General features: G+C 57.0%; 17 protein-coding genes and 1 pseudogene. 13 read left to right on the plus strand and 5 right to left on the minus strand.

Annotation, left to right across the window (positions count from 1 at the left end; genetic code table 11):
• Nucleotides 1-41 precede the first annotated feature (41 nt).
• From CRO59_RS27150 to CRO59_RS27165, 4 genes are all read left to right on the plus strand, one after another.
• Entirely contained in the window at nucleotides 42-2,000 is a 1,959-nt protein-coding gene (locus CRO59_RS27150) for a DUF1302 domain-containing protein (RefSeq protein WP_097090451.1), read from the plus strand.
• A gap of 148 nt (nucleotides 2,001-2,148) precedes the next feature.
• A complete protein-coding gene (locus CRO59_RS27155; RefSeq protein WP_097090452.1) occupies nucleotides 2,149-3,522 on the plus strand; it encodes a DUF1329 domain-containing protein in 1,374 nt (457 codons plus the stop codon).
• A 221-nt stretch (nucleotides 3,523-3,743) separates the two neighbouring features.
• Nucleotides 3,744-3,989 (plus strand): plasmid stabilization protein, encoded by a 246-nt coding sequence (locus CRO59_RS27160; protein WP_027614126.1) that lies wholly within the window; start codon nucleotides 3,744-3,746, stop codon nucleotides 3,987-3,989.
• On the plus strand, nucleotides 3,986-4,405 hold the full coding sequence (locus CRO59_RS27165) for a type II toxin-antitoxin system VapC family toxin (RefSeq protein ID WP_027614125.1): 420 nt from the start codon (nucleotides 3,986-3,988) through the stop codon (nucleotides 4,403-4,405). The genes CRO59_RS27160 and CRO59_RS27165 overlap by 4 nt, the downstream gene beginning before the upstream one ends.
• 87 nt (nucleotides 4,406-4,492) lie before the next feature.
• Here the strand turns inward: CRO59_RS27165 and CRO59_RS29340 are convergent, their stop codons facing one another.
• Entirely contained in the window at nucleotides 4,493-5,356 is an 864-nt protein-coding gene (locus CRO59_RS29340; protein WP_371260362.1) for a methyl-accepting chemotaxis protein, read from the minus strand.
• Nucleotides 5,357-5,398: 42 nt separating this feature from the next.
• A pseudogene (locus tag CRO59_RS29345) lies at nucleotides 5,399-6,412 on the minus strand (methyl-accepting chemotaxis protein); the annotation flags it as partial.
• A gap of 255 nt (nucleotides 6,413-6,667) precedes the next feature.
• On the opposite strand from CRO59_RS29345, the gene CRO59_RS27175 reads away from it, so the two are divergent.
• Nucleotides 6,668-7,339 (plus strand): histidine phosphatase family protein, encoded by a 672-nt coding sequence (locus CRO59_RS27175; RefSeq protein WP_097090453.1) that lies wholly within the window; start codon nucleotides 6,668-6,670, stop codon nucleotides 7,337-7,339.
• Between the two features lie 76 nt (nucleotides 7,340-7,415).
• Here CRO59_RS27175 and CRO59_RS27180 read toward each other — a convergent pair whose 3' ends face one another.
• The gene (locus CRO59_RS27180) at nucleotides 7,416-8,894 is read right to left on the minus strand and encodes a glycosyltransferase family 39 protein (RefSeq protein ID WP_097090454.1); all 1,479 of its coding nucleotides are present in this window, start codon (nucleotides 8,892-8,894) and stop codon (nucleotides 7,416-7,418) included.
• A gap of 30 nt (nucleotides 8,895-8,924) precedes the next feature.
• Nucleotides 8,925-9,512 (minus strand): ribosomal protein S5-alanine N-acetyltransferase, encoded by a 588-nt coding sequence (rimJ, locus tag CRO59_RS27185; RefSeq protein ID WP_097090455.1) that lies wholly within the window; start codon nucleotides 9,510-9,512, stop codon nucleotides 8,925-8,927.
• A gap of 142 nt (nucleotides 9,513-9,654) precedes the next feature.
• Between rimJ and CRO59_RS27190 the strand changes: the two genes are divergently transcribed.
• Nucleotides 9,655-10,227 carry a GNAT family N-acetyltransferase gene (locus tag CRO59_RS27190; RefSeq protein WP_102047631.1) on the plus strand — a complete coding sequence of 191 codons (573 nt, stop codon included), beginning with the start codon at nucleotides 9,655-9,657 and terminating at the stop codon, nucleotides 10,225-10,227.
• 151 nt (nucleotides 10,228-10,378) lie between these two features.
• On the opposite strand, the gene CRO59_RS27195 is transcribed toward CRO59_RS27190, so the two are convergent.
• Nucleotides 10,379-11,302: a hypothetical protein gene (locus tag CRO59_RS27195; RefSeq protein ID WP_097090456.1), complete on the minus strand. Its 924-nt coding sequence runs from the start codon at nucleotides 11,300-11,302 to the stop codon at nucleotides 10,379-10,381.
• A 205-nt stretch (nucleotides 11,303-11,507) separates the two neighbouring features.
• Here CRO59_RS27195 and CRO59_RS27200 point away from each other — a divergent pair, with 205 nt between their 5' ends.
• From CRO59_RS27200 to CRO59_RS28645, 7 genes are all read left to right on the plus strand, one after another.
• The gene (locus CRO59_RS27200) at nucleotides 11,508-12,548 is read left to right on the plus strand and encodes a DMT family transporter (RefSeq protein WP_097090457.1); all 1,041 of its coding nucleotides are present in this window, start codon (nucleotides 11,508-11,510) and stop codon (nucleotides 12,546-12,548) included.
• A gap of 81 nt (nucleotides 12,549-12,629) precedes the next feature.
• The gene (locus CRO59_RS27205) at nucleotides 12,630-13,259 is read left to right on the plus strand and encodes a hypothetical protein (protein ID WP_047291136.1); all 630 of its coding nucleotides are present in this window, start codon (nucleotides 12,630-12,632) and stop codon (nucleotides 13,257-13,259) included.
• 692 nt (nucleotides 13,260-13,951) lie between these two features.
• Complete coding sequence (locus CRO59_RS27210) at nucleotides 13,952-16,027, plus strand: hypothetical protein (RefSeq protein ID WP_097090458.1); 2,076 nt, start codon at nucleotides 13,952-13,954, stop codon at nucleotides 16,025-16,027.
• Nucleotides 16,024-17,577: a hypothetical protein gene (locus CRO59_RS27215; RefSeq protein WP_097090459.1), complete on the plus strand. Its 1,554-nt coding sequence runs from the start codon at nucleotides 16,024-16,026 to the stop codon at nucleotides 17,575-17,577. Before CRO59_RS27210 ends, CRO59_RS27215 begins: the two co-directional genes overlap by 4 nt.
• Nucleotides 17,571-23,000 carry an FtsK/SpoIIIE domain-containing protein gene (locus CRO59_RS27220; protein ID WP_097090460.1) on the plus strand — a complete coding sequence of 1,810 codons (5,430 nt, stop codon included), beginning with the start codon at nucleotides 17,571-17,573 and terminating at the stop codon, nucleotides 22,998-23,000. The genes CRO59_RS27215 and CRO59_RS27220 overlap by 7 nt, the downstream gene beginning before the upstream one ends.
• A complete protein-coding gene (locus CRO59_RS27225; RefSeq protein ID WP_097090461.1) occupies nucleotides 22,990-23,682 on the plus strand; it encodes a hypothetical protein in 693 nt (230 codons plus the stop codon). The genes CRO59_RS27220 and CRO59_RS27225 overlap by 11 nt, the downstream gene beginning before the upstream one ends.
• On the plus strand, nucleotides 23,666-24,046 hold the full coding sequence (locus tag CRO59_RS28645) for a nucleoside 2-deoxyribosyltransferase domain-containing protein (protein WP_098950248.1): 381 nt from the start codon (nucleotides 23,666-23,668) through the stop codon (nucleotides 24,044-24,046). The genes CRO59_RS27225 and CRO59_RS28645 overlap by 17 nt, the downstream gene beginning before the upstream one ends.
• Nucleotides 24,047-24,098: the final 52 nt, after the last annotated feature.

Genomic DNA, 24,098 nt, shown 5'->3' on the forward strand with positions numbered 1-24,098 from the left:
CGGCCACACAAAAAACAATAAGAACAAGGAAGGAGGAACCCATGATCAACACTCGATTGCACCTCGCCGGCGTGGCACTTCCCGGTGTCGGCCTGGCAGGGCTGCTGCAACTCTGCGCGGTGGATGCGCTGCAGGCTGCGGAGTTCAGCGTGCTGGACAATCAAGTCACCGGCTCGATCGACACGACCCTGTCCTATGGGCGTTTGTGGCGGGTGCAGGGTCGCGACAAGAACAACGATGACGTCAACACCAACGACGGCAATCGCAACTTCGACACCGGGCTGGTTTCCGAGGTGTACAAGATCACTTCGGAGCTGGAGGCCAACTACCAGAACTACGGGATGTTCCTGCGCGGCACGGCGTTCTACGACACCCAGTTGATGGACAAACGCAACGATTACTACCGCAACAACAACCCGTCGCAGCCGAGTCAGAGCTACCCGCAGGACGACCGCTTCACCAGCCAGACCCGCGACATCGCCGGCAGCCGGATCGAAATGCTGGACGCTTATGTCTACGGTAACTGGGACGTGGCGCAGATGCCGGTCACTGCGCGGGTCGGTCGTCAGGTGTTCAACTGGGGCGAGGGGATTTTCTATCGCGGCGGGATCAATACCACCAACCCGGTGGACGCGGCCAAATACCGTTTGCCGGGGGCCGAGGTCAAGGAAGTGCTGATGCCGGTGGAGGCCGTGAGCTTCAACATCGGCCTCAGCGATTCGCTGACCCTGGAAAGCTTCTACCAGACCAACTGGAAGGAAACCCGCATCGACCCGGTTGGCACTTTCTACTCACAGACCGACCTGTTCGCCGATGGCGGCAACACCGGTTACAACAACTTCAGCGGCACCGCGCTCGATACCCCGGTGCCGGGCTTCGGCAACGTCATCGGTCTGTACAGCGCACTGGGCAACAACCCATTGCTCGGCCCGGCGCTGAAAAGCACTGGCCTGTACGCCAACGGTGTGACGCCGGCCTACGGCAATACGCTGAAAGTGGCGTCGATCGGCAAGGACTACAACGCGCGCAACGACGGCCAGTTCGGCTTCGCCTTCCGCTACATCGCCGAGGAACTCAACAGCACTGAGTTCGGCCTGTACCTGGTCAATTACCACGCCAAGGAACCGACCATCGCCGCTGATCTGGGGGGCTACAAGGGCATCGACATGAATGCCCTGACCAACATGCTCTCCAGCGTCGCTGGCAGTCAGGCCGGGGCGCTGGCTAACGGTCTGGCGACGGCCGATGTGATGGGCAACATTCAGGCACATCGGCGTTATGCCGAAGACATCCGCATGTATGGTTTCAGCTTCAACACCACTTTGGGTCAGGCTTCAGTATTCGGCGAGATCGCCTATCGACCGAACCTGCCGATCGGTGTCGCTGCCACCAACGATCTGATCGGCGACCTGGCCAACGGCGCCGCTGTGGCGGTGACCGGCAAACCCGTCAATGTCGGCGGGCAGATGGTCACCCTCGACAGCGAGATCAACAACGCCGAGCGCGTGGAAGCGTTCAACACCTCACTGGGCAGCATCTACAACTTCGGCCCGACGCTGTCGTTCGACTCGATGTTCGGCATCTTCGAACTGGCCTCCGAACACCTGCGCGGCAGCAGTCTGCAATACACCGCCTACGACGGCAGCACGCGTTATTACGCCGGTACCGGCAACACCTCTTATGTGTCCGGCGGTGATCGTGATGATCAGGTCAACCGCAACTCCTACAGCTACACGGTGATGTTCAACGGCACTTGGAACGACGTGTACGCCGGGGTCAACGTGTCGCCTTACGTCGTCTACAAGGACGACTTCAAGGGCAACAGCTATCAGGCCGGCAACACCATCGACGGGCGCAAGGCCTACACCCTGGGGATCAAGGCCAACTACCAGAACAAGCTCGAAGCCGAGGTGCAGTACACCAACTTTTGGGGCGGCGGGCAGAACAACGGGATTCGCGACCGCGACAACGTCGGGTTCAACCTCAAGTATTTCTTGTGAGTTTCAGACGCAGATCCCGGGACAACTCATCCCCCTGTGGGAGCGGGCTTGCCCGCGATGACGGCAGCACATTCGACATCAATGGTGGCTGATCCACCGCTATCGCTGGCAAGCCAGCTCCCACAGGGTACGCATTCTGGAGAAGAACATGTTTCATATTTCAAGATTGACGAAGACAACGCTGGCACTCGTGCTGGGGCTCGCCGCGAGCAGCACATTGGCCGCCATCACCCCGCAACAAGCCGAACAACTGAAAACCACCCTCACGCCTATGGGCGCCGAGCGCGCCGGCAACGCCGCCGGCACCATTCCGGCCTGGACCGGCGGCATCACCCAGGCGCCCGCCGGCTACAAACCGGGCCAACATCACCCGGATCCATATGCGGCGGACAAGCCGTTGTTCACCATTACCAAGGCCAATCTCGACCAGTACAAGGCCCACCTCAGCCCCGGTCAGATTGCGCTGTTCAACAGCTACCCGGACACGTTCCAGATGCCGGTCTACCCGTCGCGTCGTTCCGGTTCGGCGCCGCAGTGGCTGTATGACAACACCCTGAAGAACGCGACCTCGGCCAAGTTGCTGGAGGGCGGCAGCGGATTCGCCGATGCCTACGGCGGCGTACCGTTCCCGGTGCCCAAGGACGGCATCGAAGTGCTGTGGAACCACATCACCCGTTATCGCGGAATCTACGTGGTACGTCGCGCGTCCGAAGCCCCGGTGCAGCGCAACGGCAGCTTTGCGCTGGTGACCTCGCAGCAGGAAGCGCTGTTCAACTTCTACCGTCCGGGCGGGCAGTACGCCGACCTGAAAAACATCCTGTTCTACTACCTCGCTTTCGTGAAAAGCCCGGCGCGGCTGGCCGGCGGTGCGGCGTTGGTGCACGAGATGCTCGATCAGCTCAAGGACCCGCGCCAAGCCTGGGTCTACGATGCCGGCCAACGCCGCGTGCGCCGTGCGCCGAACCTGGCGTATGACACGCCGATCGCCTCGTCCGATGGCCTGCGCACCGCCGATGACACCGACCTGTTCAACGGCGCGCCGGACCGCTACGACTGGAAGCTCAAGGGCAAGCAGGAAATCTACATTCCCTACAACAACTACAAGGTCGGCAGCCCCGACGTGAAGTACGCGCAACTGCTTACCCCGGGCCACCTCAACCCGCAATTCACCCGCTATGAGCTGCACCGCGTGTGGGTGGTCGAAGGCAATCTCAAACCGGGCGCGCGGCATGTCTATTCCAAACGCGTGCTGTTCCTCGACGAGGACAGCTGGGGGGCGGCGCTGGTTGATCAATACGATGGGCGAGGGGAGCTGTGGCGGGTGTCGATGGCCTACCTTAAAAACTTCTACGATCTGCCGACCACCTGGAGCGCACTGGACGTGTTCCACGACCTGCAGGCCCGCCGTTACTACGTGCAGAACCTCGACAACGAAGAAGCCTCCACCGTGGACTTCTCGCAACCGGTGCCGGAAGACGCGTATTTCATGCCCTCGGCGTTGCGCCAGCGCGGGACTCGCTAGAGTCAGGCAACACGCGCACCGGCCTGCTGATCCAACGCAACCCCTGTAGGAGCGAGCCTGCTCGCGAATCGATCTTTCGTTCAGCGCAGAGGTGAAGGTCAGACGCAGAAATGGCTGACCATCTGCTGCAGTAAGAATGGCCGTTCGGAAGATTGCCCGGTGTGAGCCGGAACGGATGTGCTAGCCTGCAATCAATGATTTCATTGATTGCAGGAGGCGTCATGGCCAGCATCACCATTCGAAACCTTGACGAGAAGCTCAAGGAACAGTTGCGTATCACCGCTGCACACAACGGACACTCCATGGAGGAAGAGGCGCGCCTGATTCTCGGTCGAGCCTTGGCAACGGTGGATCGTGCCGGCGGACTTGGAAGCCGGATACGCAACAGATTCAGTGCTCTCGGCGGAGCAGAACTTGATCTGCCAGAGCGCTCAGAGAAAGCCACCGGGGTGGATTTTTCTGAATGATAGTGCTCGATACCAACGTGCTTTCAGAGTTTATGCGTATCGAACCTGAAGCCAGGGTGCTGGCCTGGGTTGATGCGCAGCCCGCCATGGATCTGGCCATCAGTGCGATAACGGTGGCTGAGATACTCCACGGCATCGCCCGACTTCCCTCAGGCAAACGCAAACAGAATCTTCAAGCTCATGCGATGGCTATGTTCGAGGAAGACTTCGCTGGACGCATTTTGCCGTTCGATGCGCATGCCGCTGTCGAGTACGCGTCACTCGTCGCAGATTGCGAAGCAAAGGGGCGGGCGGTGTCGATGGCTGATGCGCAGATAGCCGCAATCTGCCGTGCTCATGGTGCGGCAATCGCCACGCGGAACGTGAAGGACTTTCAGTTCTCGGGAGTGGAAGTGATGAATCCGTGGGAGGTGTGAGCGTTGGGGCAGTGAGTATGGGCTGACTGGACTGACGCAATCGCGGGCTTGCCCGCGATTGGATTTACCCTTTGGCGCTGACTGAGGTCAGACGCGGAAGTGGCTGACCATCTGCTGCAACTGACCGCCCAGGCGCGCCAGTTCAACGCTGGACGCTGCGGTTTCATCACTGGCCGCGGCGGTCTGTTCCGACACGTCGCGCACGTTGATGATGCTGCGGCTGATTTCTTCGGCCACGGCGCTTTGCTGTTCGGCCGCGGCGGCGATCTGCTGGTTCATCGACTGGATATTCGACACCGTGCGGGTGATGTTCTCCAGGGAGTCGCCAGCCTTGCGGGTCAGGGCCACGCTGCTGTCGGTCAGGGCGCGGCTGTTGTTCATCACGGCGGCCACTTGCTGGGTGCCGTTCTGCAGACCGGCGACCAGACCTTCGATTTCTTCGGTGGATTTCTGCGTGCGCTGGGCCAGACCACGGACTTCGTCGGCGACCACGGCAAACCCACGCCCGGCTTCACCGGCACGCGCCGCTTCGATCGCGGCGTTGAGCGCGAGCAGGTTGGTCTGTTCGGCCACGGCTTTGATCACGTCCATGACGCTGCCGATCTTGTCACTTTCCTGTTGCAGCACGCTCATGGCTTCGGTGGAACGCACCACTTCGCTGGCCAGACGCTCGATCTGCGCGATGGCTTCGTTGACCACCTTGTCGCCTTCACGGGCTTCGCCGTCAGCGGCGGCTGCGGCTTGCGAGGCTTCTTCGGCGTTGCGCGCGACTTCCTGCACAGTGGCGGTCATCTCGTGCATGGCGGTGGCCACCTGGTCGGTCTCGACCTTCTGGCTGTTCACGCCGGCGCTGGTCTGCTCGGTCACGGCCGATAGTTCTTCGGCGGCGCTGGCGATCTGGGTGACGCCGTCGCGGATGCCGCTGATCAGGTCGCGCAGGGTCACGCCCATGCGGGCGATGCCTTGTTGCAGCACGCCGAGTTCGTCGCGGCGGGTGACGGTGACGTTCTGGGTCAGGTCGCCGCTGGCAATGCGCTCGACCACGGCCAGGGTTTCCTGCAGCGGACGGGTGATCTGACGGGTGATGATCACTGCAGCAATCACACCGACCAACAGCGCCAGCAGGGTGCTGATCAGCTGGAAGGTACGGGCCTGGGCGCTTTCGATGTCACGGCGGTCGAGCTGGATCTGGTACAGCTGCTCGCTGGTGTTGACGATCGCGGTGCCCTGATCGGTCATCTCCTTACGCGCCTGCACCGCTTCGCTGTTGGCGTTCTTGTACGCCTGTAACGCGCTGCGGTAGTTGGTCAAAGCGGTTTCCAGCTGACGCAGGGCGTCTTGCTGGGTGGCGGCGAAATGCACGTTCAGTTGCTTGAGGCTGGCGATCGCTGCGTCCAGTTGGCCGACGGCTTTCTGCTCGGTTTCGGCGTTGGTGGTGGCGGTGTAGCCGCGCACTTCATAGCGCGCCAGGATGAACGCTTCCTTGGCCTGGGTGATGGCCTGGAACTGCTCGAAGCGCTGCTCGCTCATGTCCATTTGCTGCACGCGCTTGCTGATCGTTTCGATCAGGTTGTAAGCGGTGTCGGCGTTAGTGCCCATCACGTCGCGGGCGCTGTTGCCGGTGCGGTAGGCGTTGCGCATCTTGTTCAGCGAGGTCTGGTATTCGGCGATAGTCGCGGCCTGCTCTTTCAGCAGTTTGACGTTTTCCGGGCTCTTGAACTTGTTGATCAGCGCCTGTTGTTGCGCGGCGAAGCTTTCGAGGGTGGTTTGTACATTCTGCGCGGCGGTTTCGTCGCCGTTGGTCAGCATGTATTGCAGGCGGACCACGCGCAGCTTGGTCAGACCGGCATTGAGCTGGGTGATGTCGCTCATCCAGTTGCTGCGGTCAATCAGGCCGCCGAGGCTGGTCCAGCCCGTCAGGGCCAGCACGCAGGTCAGGGCCAGGACCAGGCCGAAGCCCAGGCCCAATTTCATGTTCACGCTGATGTTGCCGAACCAGCTATTCATCACAATTCCTCCAGGAACGTAGAGCTACTTGATCGTCGGTCAGGCTGGAAGATTGTTGTTTTTTTGAGCCAGCAAGGGTGTTAGCAGGTCTGTATCGGCCGCAAACACGAGAGCTGAAAGGTTTTTGTCCGACGGAATTTGTAACAAGGGCGCTTCAAGACTTTTTTCACATGCGTTTCACTCGTCACTTACGCCCGTCTCTCTACCCTCGCCGCATCGAATTGACTGTGATGGATGCCGACGAGGCGGCCCGATGTGGAATTGAGACTGAGTCTGTTCGGCGTCAAACGCTCGATTTCTCTGAGCGGACTGGCCCGCTATCGCAATACCTGGGTGGTGCTCGCCGCGTTGCTGCTGGTGATCCCGCTTACCTTGTGGCTGCTCGCCCCGGCGGCGGTGCCGGACCTGGCCCATGGCAATGTGTCCGGCGACCGTGCACTGGCGGCCGGATGGGCCAAGGGCGACATGATTGTGCTGGTGCGTCACGTCGAGCGCTGTGATCACTCGCCGGCGCCGTGCCTGAGTGGCGACGACGGCATCACCGACCGCTCGCGTAGTGTTGCGGTCGGTGTCGGTGCACAGTTTGAACATCTGGGCCTGAATAACGCCGACATCTACAACAGCCCGATGCTGCGCACCGTGCAGACCGCCAGTTACATGTTCAACCGCGCGGCCAGCGGCGAAGATTGGCTAATCAGCTGCAAGGGCCACATCCTGCAGGAAGCGCTGGCGCACAAGCTTGCGGGGCGCAACCTGATCCTGGTGACCCACAGCGAATGCATGGCGGAGCTGGAAAAGGACTTGAATACACCGATTTCTGACCCTGGCTACGGTTCCTCACTGTTTGTGTCTGCCGCAAACAAAGCGGACCCGCGGGTGCTTGGCTTCATCGAAGCCTCCGACTGGCACTCAGTGAGCACCCGATGAACCGACGTTTGCCAAGCGGCAGCGCAAACAAAACCCGCCAGTGACGGCGGGTTTTTTATTGTCTGGCGGAGGGTCGTCAGTAGCCGACGAAGTAGTACGCCTGACGCCCAACCATCATGGTCTTGAGCACTTTGAGCGGTGCGGCGGGTTCGCTGTCTGCCGAGATCACCGCGACGTTCGAGGGGGAAGCGCTGAGGAAGTCGTGCAGTTGCGCGTCAGTATCCAGCCCCTTGAGCACGCGTTGCGTGTAGAACACGCTGGCGCCGCCGACCCGTTCATTGGCCTGGAACAGTGCGACCCGCTGACCGTTGGCCTGCAAGCTCTGAATGTGTTCGGTCAAAGGCAGGAACGACAACTCCTTGTCGGCGTTGGGCAGTGCCCACTGCGCGGCGCCGAGGTAGCTGGCGATCACCACCGTGAGCAATCCTGCGGCAATCGCCTGACGATGGCGGGCGACTTTTCCGATGAAGCGGTCTGCGTTTTCACGCGCCTGCAAGCGCTCGAACAACACGCGTGCGTACTCAGCGGCGATCACCGCCGCCGCCGGGGTCATCGACATCAGGTACACCGTGCGCTTGCTCGAGGCCAGGGTCAGCATGATGAACTGCGCGACGATCCACAGGCTGAAAAACAGCAGATAGCGGTTGGCCTTCAGCTCCTTGCGGAAATGCCACAGCCCCAGGTACACCAGAATGTTCCACGGCAGGAACGCTTCCGGGAGTTTGGCGAGGTAGTAATAGAACGGCTCGTAATGCCCGGCCTCGACGAACGAGCCGCTGAAGCGACCGACGCTGTTGGTCAGCAGCACTTCAGCGACAGCGTGCGAACCACCGCGCTGATAGAGCACGGCGAGCCAGATCAGCAACGGAATCAGACCTACAAGCGTGAGCAGGCCGGGACGCAGCCAGGCGCCGACCTTCAGGCGTTTGTCGATCAGGTTGTCGGCCAGCAGGTAGGCGAAAATCACCACCCCCGGCATCGCCAGTCCCAGCACGCCCTTGCTCAAAGTGGCGACGGCGATGCCGACGATAAACAGCAGCGAGTTAGCCGCGTTCGGTCCACGTTGCGCCTGAAAGAACGCCAGCAGCGCCGTGGTCACGCCGAGCGCCAGCAGCGCATCTTCGCCGACCCCGCGCACGTTGCTCCAGTAGCTGGCCATGGTCGCCAGCAGAATCCCCGCCGTCCAGGCGACCGCTTGCGGGCGTCCGAAGCGGCGCAACATGCCGTACAGCAGCATCACGCTGAGCAACCCGGCCACCGCCGACGCCAGCCGCACTGCCCACGGCGAAACGCCAAACACGCGCATGGCGCCGGCGTCCAGCCACAGGCTCAGCGGCGGTTTTTCCAGAAACGGTTCGCCGAACAGGCGCGGCGTCACCCAATCATCGTCCAGATGCATCTCCATGGCGATCCCGGCGACCCGGGCCTCGGTAGAGCCTTGCAACTGGTGGTTACCCAAAGCGAAAAAAAACAGCAGGGCGGCGAGTAGAAACAGTGAAGTGGCGGCACGCGGCATGGATTTCAGGCAACCGGAAAGGGCAGGAGCCTTGAGCATACTTCGCCAATGCTTAACAAATTGTGAAACTCACGCCAGTTGACGCGACCAACGCTTCTCCGGCGTTTCAAACAGCGGATTGACCAGCGCCGTCAGCACATGGTCCTGCCAGCGCCCGGCGATATTCAGGTACGCCTTGGCGTAGCCTTCGCGCTCGAAACCCAGACGCTCCAGCAACCGCGCACTGCGCTCGTTGCCGGGCATGTAATTGGCCATGATCCGGTGCAGGTTCTGCGTGTCGAACATGTAGCCGATGCCAGCCTCCAGGCCTTCCTGCATCAAACCCTGACCCTGATGCACGTGGTCAATGTGATAACCCAGATAACACGCCTGAAACGCGCCGCGAATGATCCCGCTGAAATTGCACGCGCCGATCATCTGCTGGCCGTCCGGCGTCAACAGGGCGAAATGCATGGCCAGCCCGGCCTCGTAGGCACTGGCCTGAATCTCAAGGCGTCGACGAATCTGTTCGCTGGAGAAATATTCCGTGGTGCGGATCAGCGACCACGGCGCGAGGTGGCGCTGGTTGCGTGCATAAAAGTCACTTTCCAGCTCGGCCTGTTCCGGGGCGAGGATGGCGAGCGTCAGGCGTTGGCAGGGCAGGCTCAGCAGTGACATCGGGCGCTCCGGTGGGCAGGGTTGAGGGACAGGATTGCCTAGGAGATGGAAAAAAACAAACCGCGCTGGCGCTCTGTAAATTTCTTTGGTTGAGTGCACAGGGTTATCGACTGCGGCATTTCCGGGATTGGAGGAACAAGCAATGGAATTTGCATTGACGGTGAATGGGTTGGCACTGTGTGTTCGGGCACCGGATCCAGCGCTGGTCGCTCCGGTGCGCGAGGCGCTGAACGCCAGTTACCGCGAGCATGCGCCTTTTCTCGAGTGGGCGGTTGAACACACCAGTGAGGAGCGGACGCTGTCGTCCATGCTGCGAGCAAGGGATGATTTCGCTAGCGAGACCGGTGAGCGGCGCCTATTCATCGTGACTGAAGACGGACAAGCCGTCGTTGGCTGCATCGGTCTTGTGCCTCGTCGGCGCAAGCGTTATGTCGTCGGTTATTGGGCCAACAGCGCGTTTGCCGGCAAGGGCTACATGCGCGAAGTGCTCCAGCAACTGGTCAGGCGCCTGCCTGAGTTCACCTTTTACCTGACCACATCGTCGGCCAACGCTCGCAGTCAGCGTCTGGCTAAAGCGGCGGGGTTTGCGCTGATCAGGGTTCACCCACAGGCGCGGCAATCGCAGCAGCACGGCGTGCAGGACACTTGGGTGTATCGCTTCGGCAGCAAGCGCCAGGCAAAAAAAAGCCCGCGGGAGAGCGCGGGCGAACCGTAGTTTCTTGAATGAGCGAGCGGACTGTACCGTGTTGATCGAGCCTGAGCAGTGAAGAAAAATTCATCTCGGCAGCGACCGCTCTGCAACGCCTCAGGGCAGATGATCCGCGGCGAAATCGGCTTCCGGGTCGGCCGTAACGAGCCAGGTCATTTCAGAATTCCGTGACCTTGTCCTCGCGCAAAATCCACCCGGCTTCACCCGCCACCAACTTGTACTGAACCTGACGCATCTTCCCAGTACGCCCGGCGCCAGCGTCGGCACTGTCATACACCGGGAAACGTTGCACCAGGGTGCTTTCCACCACCGCAAACGAGTCCTCGCCCTGATAGCCCGACGCGGTCTTCGGGTTGTCGCTGACCGGAGGCAAGTAGATTGCGCTCAGGGATTTCTTGTTGTTGGCTGAATAGGCGATCAGTTCGCCTGGCATGCCGCGCCCGGGCGAGCGGGTGAAAACGTAGAGTTCGGGGGAGCCGTCGTTATTGATGTCGGCGACTTCGGCGCGTACCACATCACCCGTTAGCGCCTGGCTGATGACCGTGTTGTCGATCTCCAGCCCCTTGGGAGCGATGCGCAGCGTCGGTTTGCCATCGACCTGCTCGGTGCTGACGTGAAAAGCGATGCCGTGCAATTCCAGCGTCTGATCGAATGGCTGCTGCCGGCTGATGGCATCGCCATCGACCAGCCTCAGCGACAACTGATAGTTGGCCACTTCATTACGCCGGGCGGCGTTGCGCATGAGGTAGACCTGAACCGTGTACTCGCCATCGCCGGGCAGTGGACCGAGAAAGTGATTGCCCATGATCGAGCCGTTGAACAGCGCGTAATCGGCACCCTTGGCGAGGATGTTGAAGTAAGCGGAGGTGTTGGACGGTTTGAAATCGACGGTCAGTATCTGGCCGGCTTTGGCGTTGAATGTGTACTGCGCGGTCTGGTCACTCTTGATCGACTGTTTGCGCTGGACGCTGTCGATACTGGTTGTGAACGCGATCGGTTCGACGCGCACAGTGGGGGCGTCGGCCGCATGGACGGACAAGGAAATCAGCGCGGCCAGCGCTACGACAATCCAGCTCTTCATCTTCAACTCCATTGCATCTCGATGTTCGCAGCATAGAGCCTGCTTCGAGTGACCGCCCAGAGATTGCGCGGATTAAATGTTGCTGGATTTGAGCACGTGCCAGAGTTGATGTTCGCTGACACGAATCAGCTGTTCACATAATTCTCACCTGAGTTTTGCGATGATGGGCGTCGGTATTCCATCGGCCCCAGCGAGTGATCCCAGCATGAATGTGAGCGTTCTCCACGCATTGATTGCGGCGGCGCTGTTTGGCGCCAGTACGCCTCTCGCCAAACTGTTGGGGGTACAGGTTTCGCCGATTCTGCTGGCCGGGTTGCTCTATCTCGGTAGCGGTCTGGGCTTGAGCGCCCTGCGTTTTGTCCGCGATCGTGGCTGGAAGCCTTCCGGGCTCGGCACCGGTGAATGGCCATGGCTGCTCGGCGCCATTGGCTTCGGCGGAGTGCTGGCGCCGGTGGCGCTGATGTTCGGTCTGACCCGAACGTCCGGCGCGAGCGCGTCACTGATGCTCAACCTCGAATCCGTGCTCACGGCGCTGCTGGCGTGGGTGGTGTTCAAGGAAAATGCCGACCGACGAATCGTGATCGGCATGCTCGCCATCGTCGCCGGCGGTGTCGTGCTGTCCTGGCCGCAAGAGACCGTTTCGGCGCAAGACTGGACCGGCCCGTTGGCCGTCGCTTTCGCCTGCTTTTGCTGGGCCATCGACAACAACCTGACCCGTAAAGTCTCGGCTTCGGACGCACTGTTCATCGCCGGCAGCAAAGGCCTCGTGGCCGGTTTGGTCAACTGCACACTGGCCCTGTTCATCGGCACCCAACTACCCGTCGCCACCTCGCTGGTGCCGATCATGCTGGTCGGCTTTCTCGGCTACGGCGTCAGCCTGGTAATGTTCGTCCTCGCCCTGCGCGGCCTCGGCAGCGCACGCACCGGCGCCTACTTTTCCACCGCACCGTTTCTCGGCGCAGGCATCTCGATTCTGCTGCTCGGCGAGTCGATATCGCTGATGTTTCTGCTCGCAGCGGCGTTAATGGCCGTGGGGGTATGGATTCATCTGATGGAAAACCATGTTCATGAGCATCAGCACGAACCGCTTGAGCATGATCATCGGCATACACACGATGAGCATCATCAACATACGCATGGTTTTGACTGGGATGGGGCGGAGCCGCATAGCCATCCGCATGTGCATACGCCGATGCGGCACAGTCATGCGCATTTTCCGGATGTGCATCATCGGCATGGGCATTGATTGAAACTCTGAAGTCTGTCGATTGATGTCATTGTGATATCGTCGCTGTCGATTTCTTCAGTCTTTCACTCGAGTCATTCCATGAAACCAATTTTCCTGTTGTTGCCCATTGCGGCCCTTTTTTCTGCTTTCAGCGTTGCCGCTGCACCTTCGCCGGTGGCGTCGTTTGCCGCTTGTGACGATCACTCCCTGGCAGTCGTGCAATCACCTTTGTTCAAGGATCTGGTGCCGAGCACGGTCGAAAATGGCCAGATCAAATTGTCCGGCGGCACCAAGAGCGATATGGGGCAGCGCTGGATGTTCGCCAAGCCGGTCGAAATTGACGGCATGTCGTTGACCGGCTTCTACGCCGAAGATACAGACCTGATGGGCACTCGCATCATCAGTTGGGGGTTCTACGCCAAACAGACGCCGAATGAACTCCACACCCAGTTGGAAAAAGCGGGCGGGCCGCGTATGGACATGTCGCAGGGACTCTACGCACGCGCGGAAATCTGGTCCCACGGCAAATCCAACTGGCAGCCGGAAGACCCATCCGCAACGGCGGGCAAGCTGGTTGTCGACAGTGCCGAGCGCGTGTTCCTGATCGAGCCTGCTCCGCAAGAGCTGACGACTGGCAGCAAGGGGATGTTTACCTGCTCGATTCAAGGCAAGGTCAATGAGGCTATGCTCAAATCCAGCCGCCCGGATTTGCTCAGCGCGGTTCATTGATTTTGATGAATGCGGGTACGAAAAAGGACGACATCGTGTCGTCCTTTTTTGTGAGTAGGCAGAGCATTGCCGGGGTTATCGAGTTCGATCGCTTGCAGGCTGTGGGCTTGTGTGGCCGGTTTGGCTGATGTCCAGATGCGACAAAGCCCGCACAAGGCGGGCTTTGTCGTCGAGAGTTGGTGGGGCCGGGGGGAATTGAACTGGTTTCTTAAGCGTTTCATCTAATATGATTATTTTGTTTTTGCTTTTTTATTGGAATAGTTTTTGGAATGCCGGCGTCGAATTTTTTAAATTTCTGTCCTTGAGTCGATCAAGCCTCAATTCCACAGTAGTACTTTAAATCTCGCTTTCGAGCAGAATCTAAGGAATCTGCTAGCGAATGCTGGCGTGTACAAATGTGGTCTCAACAGGTGAATGCGATGTGGCTTAAACACCAATGCCCCGCCAACGTGCTTCTTAAGCTATTTATGATGGCAAAAAGCTGTGGCTTTGGCTTTACCCATGCTTTGCCAGTGGATAAGGTGATCGGCATCGTAAGTTGATTGGTCGCAATGGGTCAGGGATGGTTCTCAATAGGCGCAGGTTTTTCCCCGCTCTTAGCGTCGGTTTCCCTCTGAGTCCTTTCAGTTTATTTGCCGCCATATTTTATTTTGGTAGGCCCATGTGCCGCGGGCTGCAAGGGAGTGTGTTGAATGAGTGAATTGGTTGAGGCCTTGCTGGCCGCCGTTCCCGCCGATGGTTCTAGTATTGGCAATCAGTCGCTGCTAGAGCGGCTCAGAAGTCTGTTCCCCCATATAACTGATGAGGTTTATTGGGAAACACGTGACGCACTGATTGATCAGCGGATTCTGCAGGCTGGTAAAGGTCGTGGCGGTTCCGTGCGGCGTGCTGACGTTGAGGCCCCACCATCAAGTGCCTGGGTTCATTTTTTACGTAGCTATGGGCCGTCATCGACCAATCTAGCGATGTTCGACGAGTATGTTTCGAGGGCATTGGTACAGGCAAGGGTCAAGCCAATTAGCCTATCAGCACCTTCTTTAGAGGACATGGTTCGACACATTGAATCCAAGAGGCCGGGGTCTATCTTGGTCGCCGGAACTGCTGGTGATGGTAAGACGTACCACTGCCGTGCCTTGTGGGAGCGTATTGGCGGTGATCCCGATGCCTGGGCCGCCAAAGGCAACGTGAAAGAATTGCAGCTGGCAGATGGACGCTTGGCTATCTTTATCAAGGATCTTTCTGAGCTCAATGGCGAGGAGAGCGATTTGCCATTGCAGCGACTCGAAAGGTCGGTGCTAGAGGGCGAGGACTCTGAGGTCGTGATCCTTGCCGCAAACCATGGTCAAATTCTTGATCGTCTCCGTGATTTAGGCCGACGCCAAGAGCGGGATCACCCACTTCGCAAGCCGCTGCAAGAGCGCTTTCTACAGGCCGGCCCGGCTCCTGAACGCCTAGCGGTGTTCGATCTCAGCCGCTCTACTAGCCGCAAAACGTTAGACGAAGTGGCCATGGCTGTGGCAGGGCATCCCGAATGGGACAACTGCAATCGCTGTGCACTTCAGACTGAAGATAAAGTTTGTCCCATTAATGAGAATCGCCGCAGACTTTTGGGTGATTCAGATGGTGGACAGCTCTCACGCCGCTTGGGCGATCTGGTAGAAATTGCCAGGCACAATGGGCTGCACCTCCCTATACGTGACTTACTTGCGCTGTGTTCGAATATGATCCTTGGTTGTTCCGATGCCAAGCAGGCAAAAGACAACCTGCTGACTTGCGCAGATGTCGCGAAGATTCAGGGAGGAGGGGATCTTGGTAAAGCTAGTGTCTATTCCAATGCCTTCGGGGCCAACCTCCTTAAACGAAGAACGTCTGATCGTCCCATCTTCAAGGCGATGTCCAGCTTTGGAGTAGGCGATGAGTCCACCAATGCTGCTGATGGGCTTCTGGTTTATGGCAAGGATGACTCGCGGCTGCAAGCCGACTTCGGCCGCTTGGTCGCAAGCGATCCGATCTACGGGGCCACGGCCGCGTTTCGCGCTGCCCAGGACGCTTATTTAGAAGGGTATGAGGGCTCCCGTTTGGAAGGGGGGGCTTCCGAGTTCCTTACAATGCTTGAAGACCAGCGACGCAGGCTTTTCTTCACACTTCCGGATGGGGAAGGAGGCTATCCGCATTGGTCGATGACAGCCTTCTGCTTTGCTGGAGACTACTTGGAAATTATCGATGCGCTCAAAGCGCAGAAACCAGTAAGCGAGACGATTCGTGGACGAATCGCTAAGGGTCTTAACCGAGTATTAACAGGTCTTCTCCTCGAAAACGAAGATCGCATTTTCATCGCAAGCTCGGGAGGTTTTACTCAAAGCCGAGTAAGCGTGCTTTGCGATTACGAGACGCTTTCCCGTCGACAAGGCGGCGTTGGCATGGCGATTAGGCTTGTCGAGGAGACCGGCCGCCCTCGTCTCGACATTTCGCTTGCTGTGGGCTTGAGCAATTCAGTTGCTTTTGACTTGACCCCTATTCGTCATGAGTTCCTCTCGCGGGTGGCTGAGGGTGCTTTGCCCGCGAGCTTCTCCAACGAATGTCTCGAAGATCTGCTGGCATTCAAGGCGAAGCTTTTGCGTAAAGCTGAGATTGTCAAAAAGGCCAGCGTGGCTGGTGATGATGACGAAGTCGGAGGTGAGGCCTCTGTACTGACACTTAACTTCATCGATATAGAGCCAGGTGGTCGCGGTTTTTCGCGTCCAGTGACTGTGAGGGTCTCGGAATGAGTGTAATCATCAAGAGGCCTGAGATTAAAAGCGTCGACTTTTGCGTCGATGAGAACATTTGGGGACATCGACTTTATGACGAGCAGCTTCCTCACCTGACTGTTCTGGAGTTCTTGGGAGTATTCGGATCGAATATGGAACATCCGCTCAGGCCTCATCAAGAGCTGGGCGGCTCAGTCATGTTCAGGCCGCAGCGGCAAATTCGCTTGCGTGGGCTTCTGTTCAACAATCCTTACGTTGAATCGATTGCGGAGAGCGCCGAGTCTGATGAGGAGAAGTGGAAGCAGTGGTTTGAGCGTTTTAGGCTGGGAGCAACAGGTAATGGTGATGAAGACATGACCTATCTCCGTCGCTCGTTCACTAGCTTTGATGATTTTGCAAAGGCAATTGAACTGCTGCGTTCCTCGTCATTTGAGTCTCGCAGTAACAAGCGTTGGAGTTCTAAGTTTGTCTTTCCTTTCGGTCCTGATGCTCTTTATGAGGACTTAGCGATCAATGCGAAAGGGGGGATGAGCAACGATCGTCGCTTCTTCGCTCGTACTGGTGAGTTGCTTTATCTCATCCTCTCACGGGCCAAGCGTGGAGAGGAGCTCGGTGGCATCCTCGCCAGGCGTCTATTTGACCATCAGGCTCCGATGAACCGATTAGTAAGGGCTCTGCAAGGTATGCCTCAGAGTGCCGAAGAACCAAGGCGTGCGGGCTATCTGCCCGAGGCTGCCAATGAACGATTCGACCAAATTTGCGACGACTGGTTGTCGATCTTGAACACGGATATGCCGATCTACGATGCCTTGGAGCATTTGATTACGATCACCGGTCTGAACATGCTGCTCTACTTCTTAGAGCGTGCGAAGAGGGTAGCTGGCGATGACGATCCGGTCGAAATTGTTTGCGAAATCGTCTCCAAGGAGCGCACGAAGGTGCGAGCGCTTTCTGGCGATAGTTATCAATTCAATCAGGGGCTGCCAGCAAAGGCAGTGCGAGCTCATATCGAGTCAATCCGGTCGGATGTTGGGTGGGCTGCTGCTGAATCCCTGGAGTTTCCGGATGCTGAGCGTGTGAAACTCATGCGTGATCGCTTTCAGTGGCCGCCGACTGATGCCGGTGACGATGAAGACTCCATCGATAAGAGCCCAGAAGAATTAGTTGCCAAACTAGTTGAGAATGCCTTGGCGCGTCATGCGCAGCATGTCGGCAAGATTCACGCGTCATGGTCGCGTGCTATCGGGCTCAGCTCACGCCGGCTCTCGAGACGTACTCGCTACGCGCCGAACGATAGATTGCTCAAGTCGATAGTGATCTCCATCGTTACAGACCGTATGCAGTTCGATGAGTTTCTCGCTGAAGCCAAGCACCGCTATGGCTTGGTAATAGGTGATGCCGAGGGCGCGCGTCTAGTCGGCGCCAAGCTAGTTGACCAAGAAGAGCTCAACGAGAACCGAACCAATCTTGAAGCCCGTCTCGTCAGTTTGGGCTTGGTTCGCAGGCTCTCCGACTCCTGCTCGTTTGTCGAAAACCCGTTCGCGTTTCAGGGAGAAGCCGCATGCTGACCGATCGCATTATTGGACGCGTTGGCGCGGACATTCTTGCCCAACGTATATCCAATCCTCTTCAATCCGGTGATTTGGCCGCGCTCTTCAGGCTGGATAAGCTTTCAGCCAGTCAGATTGCAGCAGTAGCGCGAGCTATCCTTGCCAATCCGGACTTGGTCGCCCAAGTGGATCTCATGATCCCGGAGGCCTTGGTAGGAGGTCAAGGCCTGCCGCCTGGCATTCTGATACCACATAACGCAGGCTACGTGCGCAACAACGCTCTGACCGTCAAGGCTGCAATTCTTACGGCCAATGGTAATGAACACAACCTTGCGGACACCTTGGGTCACGTCATGGCCATAGGCGCTAAGGAAATGCGAGCTGATCCTGAGCCGTGGGTCGAGGCCACGCTCCACTCTGGTGGTATTTCACCAGTCCCCGACGACCGAGCGGTGTTCCATGCAGCTCTTAGCGGGTTATTAGCATCCTCGGAGCTTTCGTTAGTGCAGCTTGGCGAGTTTTGCTCTGCCATCGTTGAGGCTATAGCCACGTACGGGCTGCCCATCCGTGATGCGGTTGGTTTCGCCTTGCCATGCTCAGGACTCCCTAGAGACAGCACCTATTTCTCGAATGCGAAGACTTTCGCGGAATCGCGCAAGCCCTGGCACAAGGCTTTTATCAAACTCTTTTCTCAGCGTGCGCCGCTGCTCAAAAAACTCCGCCAGAATGGCCAAGCTCTTGACCCGGAGGAGATTACCGAGCGAGTCGATGCTAATGCTTCAGAAATTTCGGAGGGTGCCCGTCAAGCTCTCTATGCTTTCGCCGCCGCCCCTGCTGGAGATCCAGAAGCATCCGATGTCCTTGCCCAATTCGAGTGGGAAAGCGATGGCGTATACCTTGCCTTCGACAAACCCAAAGAGCAGCAACTTGGTTTAGCAGAGTCGACGATCCGTTTCTTCGATCATGAGTGCGATCAGGAGGACTCACTTGATGCTGAGAGCCGCAAGCTATTGGAGGACTTGAAAGGCCGTGAGCGACGCTCAGATTTCACTGAAGAGGATGAAGAGTTTTTCGTTAAGCAACGAAGACTCTTGGAGCAAGACACCAAGCTTTGCTCGCGCTGGGAAAAGGCTCTCTATGGCAAGCCCATTGACTGCAATGACTTCTTCGAGGGCTTCGCTCGTGTGGTCAACAGTTTGCATGCTGGTCTGCGCGATCCAGAAGGAGAGCGGATCCTACGCTTCACTGTGACTAAGGGCCGAAAGGAGTGGCGTGAGCGATTCAACTACGATGCCGGCTGCTACTTCTCGGCTATGTACCGCGGTTTAAAGGAGCTTATGGGCTCCAAAGTCGAGTGGAAGGTTGAGCGGATGGGGAATGCAAATTTACCCGACCCCCTCTTCGACTATGAAGCCTTCTTCGCCGAGGAAAAGAAACTTCGCAACGATAAGAAGAACAAGGTTCGTCCGAATCTGTCGTTATCGCGCTTAGCCCTGCAGATCAAATTTGACGTGGCCTTAATTCAGGTTGCCAACGATAAAGAGACGGTGCTGGCTAAGACGCAGCTCCTTTGGAGCTACAAGCCAACTGTGATTGGTCTTTCTTTGGCCGCCGACATGCGTCGCCTCTTGGAAAAGGGGGCAGTAGGTTGTACCGAAGTACCCCGTAAGTTAGTGAGCAAGAAGGGGGGGGTGCAAAACGTCTCGTTACTCGACACTGGGACGTTGGAGGCGACGTACTCGACTGATGCAGGATCACTGGTCCCTGCAGTCAGTAAGCTCCAAAGCCTGCGCCATGTGATCAAGACTCGGATCAAAGAGCTCGCCCAGGAGGGTAGACTCACGGCTCATCAGCAAAATGAGGTAAAGGCTTCTTGGGATAAGTTCGAGGAAGACTACATCAAAGCGATGGAGGACTTCGTCACGACCGGGCTGCATGGCGATGCCGTTATGCGTCAAGCGGAGTCTTACGCGGAACTGTTGAACACTCTGATGGCACATGCCCGTGGCGATGTATGTCGTTCGCGCCTGGTCTCTGAAATACTATCTGTGGGCACGGTTCGGATTGCAGGCGATAACCTCGCAATAATCATTCCCCCGTGGCATCCAGAACGAATGAAGGCACTTGCGGTAAAGACGCGACGCGTAGCTGGTTTCGCCACTCATTTGCTTTCCAGCGGTAGCATTCTCTATGGCGACCGCGAAATTTTTATGCGGGAGCTCACTGACGAGATCGCTCATCCGTTCTATCCAGAGATCGCAGTTCTCAATCGGAATGGAGCTCTGGAGCTGGTATCGGAAAGCAGCACAATCAACGGCTATAGCCTTTTGGAGTCGCCCACGCGTGGGGCTGCAGGAGCTATGACCGATGTCGATCCGACGGCTGCAGCAAAACAGGCGCGTGAGCTTTTGGAACGCTATGTGGGGCTGCAGCCCCACGAGGCAAGCAACCTTAGCGTTGTGCTTTATAATGCCGATGCAGCCGAGCTACCGCTGGCCACAGTGCGGGAACTCTCCTCAATCCAAGAGGATGGCAAGCTCCAATGTAGCGTTTCTGTTCGCCACTCAGATCCAGGAAAGCTGCGACGAGTGTATGGCGAACTGGTCAACAAGGCCGGAGACGATCCTGATCTGCCAGTGGTGAGCGAGACCAGTGATAACTTCATCTCCAAGTTGCGTATTTCTGTGACTCCCCTCTCGGCGACTCCGTGTGAGAGTGCGCAAGGCTTCAAGGCTTTCGATGTGGCCTTCCTGCATGACGTAGTCGCACGGGAGGCCCAAACAGAATGGCTTCCCGTACAGTGGACCAATGACCGACCAAATTTGGATCATGCACCCTCGCGCTGGTCTTATCGGAGCGTGTCGGGCGAGAACGAGCTGAAGTCAACCACATTCCTGACCTGTCCATGGCAAACGGCTTCAGGCTGGGCATATGTGTCGGCGGTCGCAGCGGTTTGCCGGCAGACGGATGCTATGCCTGAGGAGCGATTCTTGCCTGCGCGTCGTATTTCTCTACAAAGCCCAGCGTTGGCTGCAATGATCAAGGATGCGCACGAGTTGGCCGAATGGGTGGCTACCTACGACGAACTACTCGACAAGCGACAGCTCCAGCACAACAACATCACAGTGGTGCGCTACCGTCGAAACTCGACTAACGGCCGCAATATGATTGTGAGCTCAACCTCGGAACTCCGGTTGTTGGGTGTGCTTGTTCGCCGGCGATTGGAAGAGTTGAATCTCCAGCTCGGATCCGACGAGCTTCAGGCAACTGCCGACAAGGCGAAGCGCGATGCGCTGTCAGTCTCTGGAGATATCGTACTGCGGGCGGCCAAGCGAGGCGTTTCTGCAGGAGAGATGCTTGGTCTTGTGCTAAGTCGTCACCTGCTCGCAGAGGAGTTCCAGGCCTCGTCGAACGGTGGGCAGGTCTTAACCGCCTATTTTCTGCTCGACGATTACGCAAGTTGGCTATCCCAGCCTGAAAGCCGTATCGCGGATATTTTGGCGCTAAACGTTGAGGAACACGAGGAAACCGTTCGTGTCGTCATTTCAATTGTTGAGTCGAAATATGTCAGTGTCGATGGGCTCGCTCAGGCTCGACGAGGCTCCAAGGATCAATTGTTGGCAACATTGGGCATGTTCCGTGAAGCTCTTTTTGGTGATCCGGGTCGTCTTGATCGGGATGTTTGGTTGGCCCGTTTGGCAGACATGGTATTAGATGCCGACATCCCGCCTGGTATGACGGGCTTAATGGAGCGTGCTCGAGCCAAACTGCGAGAGGGTGATGTAGAGATTTCGTTGCGTGGCTATTCGCATGTTTACGTCCACACCTCGGACGCGGGAGCTGCCTCTTCTACTGAGCAAGAGCTTTTGGATGAGACAGAAGGCGTAATGGCTTGGCAAGAGGTATTCGATCGACCGGATCTGCGAAAGCTCGCTGAAGCCTATGCCAAAGGCTCTGGTGGCCACGAAGTTCGATCAGGGATTGGGCCCCTGCAGCCTTGGGGCGGACACCACTTTAAAATGCCCGCCCCGCGAGTACCCTGGATGGCCGCAATGGCGCAGTTATCGAGTGGACTGATCGATACCTTTGTTGAAGAAGTCTCGTCATTAGACAAAAACGGCGAGAACGCTTCGCCGACTTACCCAGTGGCCGAGCCTTCGGTTGTAATGGAGGAACTGACTCTTGTCTCTGTAGCTAATGGTGATTCAGATTCGGACCAGCTTGTCGCTGCGACTACCAACTCTGGTGGCGGGCTATCTGATCTAGTTGCGTCCAAATTCTCCGGCAGTGCGCAGGCCGATGCTGAGCGGGAGGAGTGGTCCGAAGAGATTACTAAGAAGCTCAAATCTGCGCTAAACAGCTACGGTCTTCAGGCGGCGATCCTCGGCACTCGCTTGACTCCAAATGGCTGCCTCGTTCGTCTGGCGGGTTCTGATCGCTTACGTGTCGAAGATATCGAAAATAAAAGAACACAGCTGCTCACTACTCACGCTATCAATCTAGTAACCGTCCAACCTAAGCCAGGAGAGATCGTGGTGACGGTCGCAGGAGGAAGGCGGCAGGCTGTGTCGCTTTGGGAGCTTTGGTCACGTCGAGAGCTCAATAGAAACGTTGCGGGAATCAACACCTCATTCTTGTTGGGACTTCAGGAGATTAATGGCGCGTTGCTGTATTTGAATCTGGGAACTGAGTTCAGTGGGCTTTCATCGCATGAGCCACATTCTTTGGTGGCTGGAGCTACGGGTAGTGGCAAATCGGTTCTGATTCAGGCCCTTATATTGGATATTGCGGCGACCAACCCCAAAAACTTGGCTCAAATTATCTTGATAGATCCCAAGATGGGAGTGGACTACGCGCCATTGGCCGATTTACCACATATGCGAGATGAAATTGTTACCACCAAGGAAAAGGCTGCCGAGGTCTTGGGCGCCCTGGTTCAAGAAATGGAGGATCGCTACCGCGCCTTTGCTAAAGCAAGGGCTCGCGACTTACCGACCTATAATTCGAAAGTTTCAGCCGCAGACCGTTTGCCGATGGTTTTCCTGGTTCATGACGAGTTTGCTGATTGGATGCTCGACGATGCTTACAAGGCAGCGGTCGGTGCCGCAGTTCAACGGCTCGGCGTGAAGGCTCGTGCGGCAGGGATACATTTGATATTCGCGGCCCAGCGTCCGGATAAAGATGTGATGCCTATGCAGCTTCGCGAGAATTTAGGTAATCGTTTGATCTTAAAGGTTTCCAGCGAAGCCACCTCTAAAATAGCTCTTGATAGGCCAGGCGCAGAGCTTTTGCTAGGTAGGGGGCATATGGCAGCTAAGCTCAACGGGGAACAGGGCTTAGTATTCGCCCAAGCTCCGTTTCTTTCAGATCAAGATATCGAAATCGCGGTGGCAGCAATATACTCCGATAATGCTGAACTAGGAGAGACTAGTGAAGGTTGATGATGCCGTTGAGACGATTACGAGGTTTTTTAATGATCTAATCGGCGCATGGGTTCCGGGCTTAGTTTTGGCAATCGGGTTGGTAATAATGCACCTAGGACCTGACTATATTAAGTTGTTAGCCAAGTTAAGTGACGGTGCTGGTGTGGCATTGACAATGGCAGGTTTGCTCTTTGCTGTGGGGCACCTGCTATTGGCAGTGAATGAAACTGCGATGAAGCCATTACTTAAATTTGTAAAGGTAATAAGCGATTTTGACGAATCAAAAGCTCGGACGAGACAGTCTTACAAGTTGTTTAATGAGCTTGTAGACGAATTGCAAGGTGCCGGTCAAGCTGTTTGGCAGTTTCATGATCTTCGAAGTGTTGCTTTGTCGATTTCGGATGAGGCGGCTTCACTTGGGCGAAGATTTATGTTTATCTCGCTGTTATGCAGCGGGGTTGGAACAGCTTTAGTTCTTATTGGCGTTGATTATCTCATCTGCTTATCTTTTTTTCAGGAGCTCTTATACGGATATGAGCGGGTCGCTCCTTGGGGAGTGCAAGCTATTCTGCTCTTCAGTGCGGCTGTTTTTCTTTTTAAGCAGGCCAATGTCTTTTATGCCCGAGCTATGAGTACACCATTCTCGGTAGCTTTTGCAGAAATTAAGTTTAAGAGAGGCCCCAGTGCCGGTAATCCATAGAAAAATCTACCTTGCTGGAGGGTTTCATTCTGGTTGGCAAGAGAGTGTGAAAGCTAGGCTCAAAAATTTTGTTATTTTGGATCCTGGCGCCCATTGCATTGATGACCCTGTTGAATACACGCGCTGGGACTTGGCGGCTGTCCGTGATTCTGAAATTATATTGGCGAACATGGAGGCATCCAATCCTGCAGGTTACGCACTGGCATTGGAAATTGGGTACGCAAAGGCTCTAGGTAAAACAATATACTTAGTCGACCAGATTGAAGATCCTTCAGTTAAGCGCTATTTTGAAATGGTTCGACAGTGCTCAACTCGAGTGTTTAGAGGCTTGGATGAGGCTATTGAATATATTGCGCGTACATAGGGTGCCGGACTAAAGATTCATGGTTGGGAAGTTTTCCTGTGCACGGCGTCGG

The sequence above is a fragment of the Pseudomonas sp. LAMO17WK12:I5 genome, from assembly GCF_900215165.1.
Lineage (GTDB): Bacteria > Pseudomonadota > Gammaproteobacteria > Pseudomonadales > Pseudomonadaceae > Aquipseudomonas > Aquipseudomonas putida_A.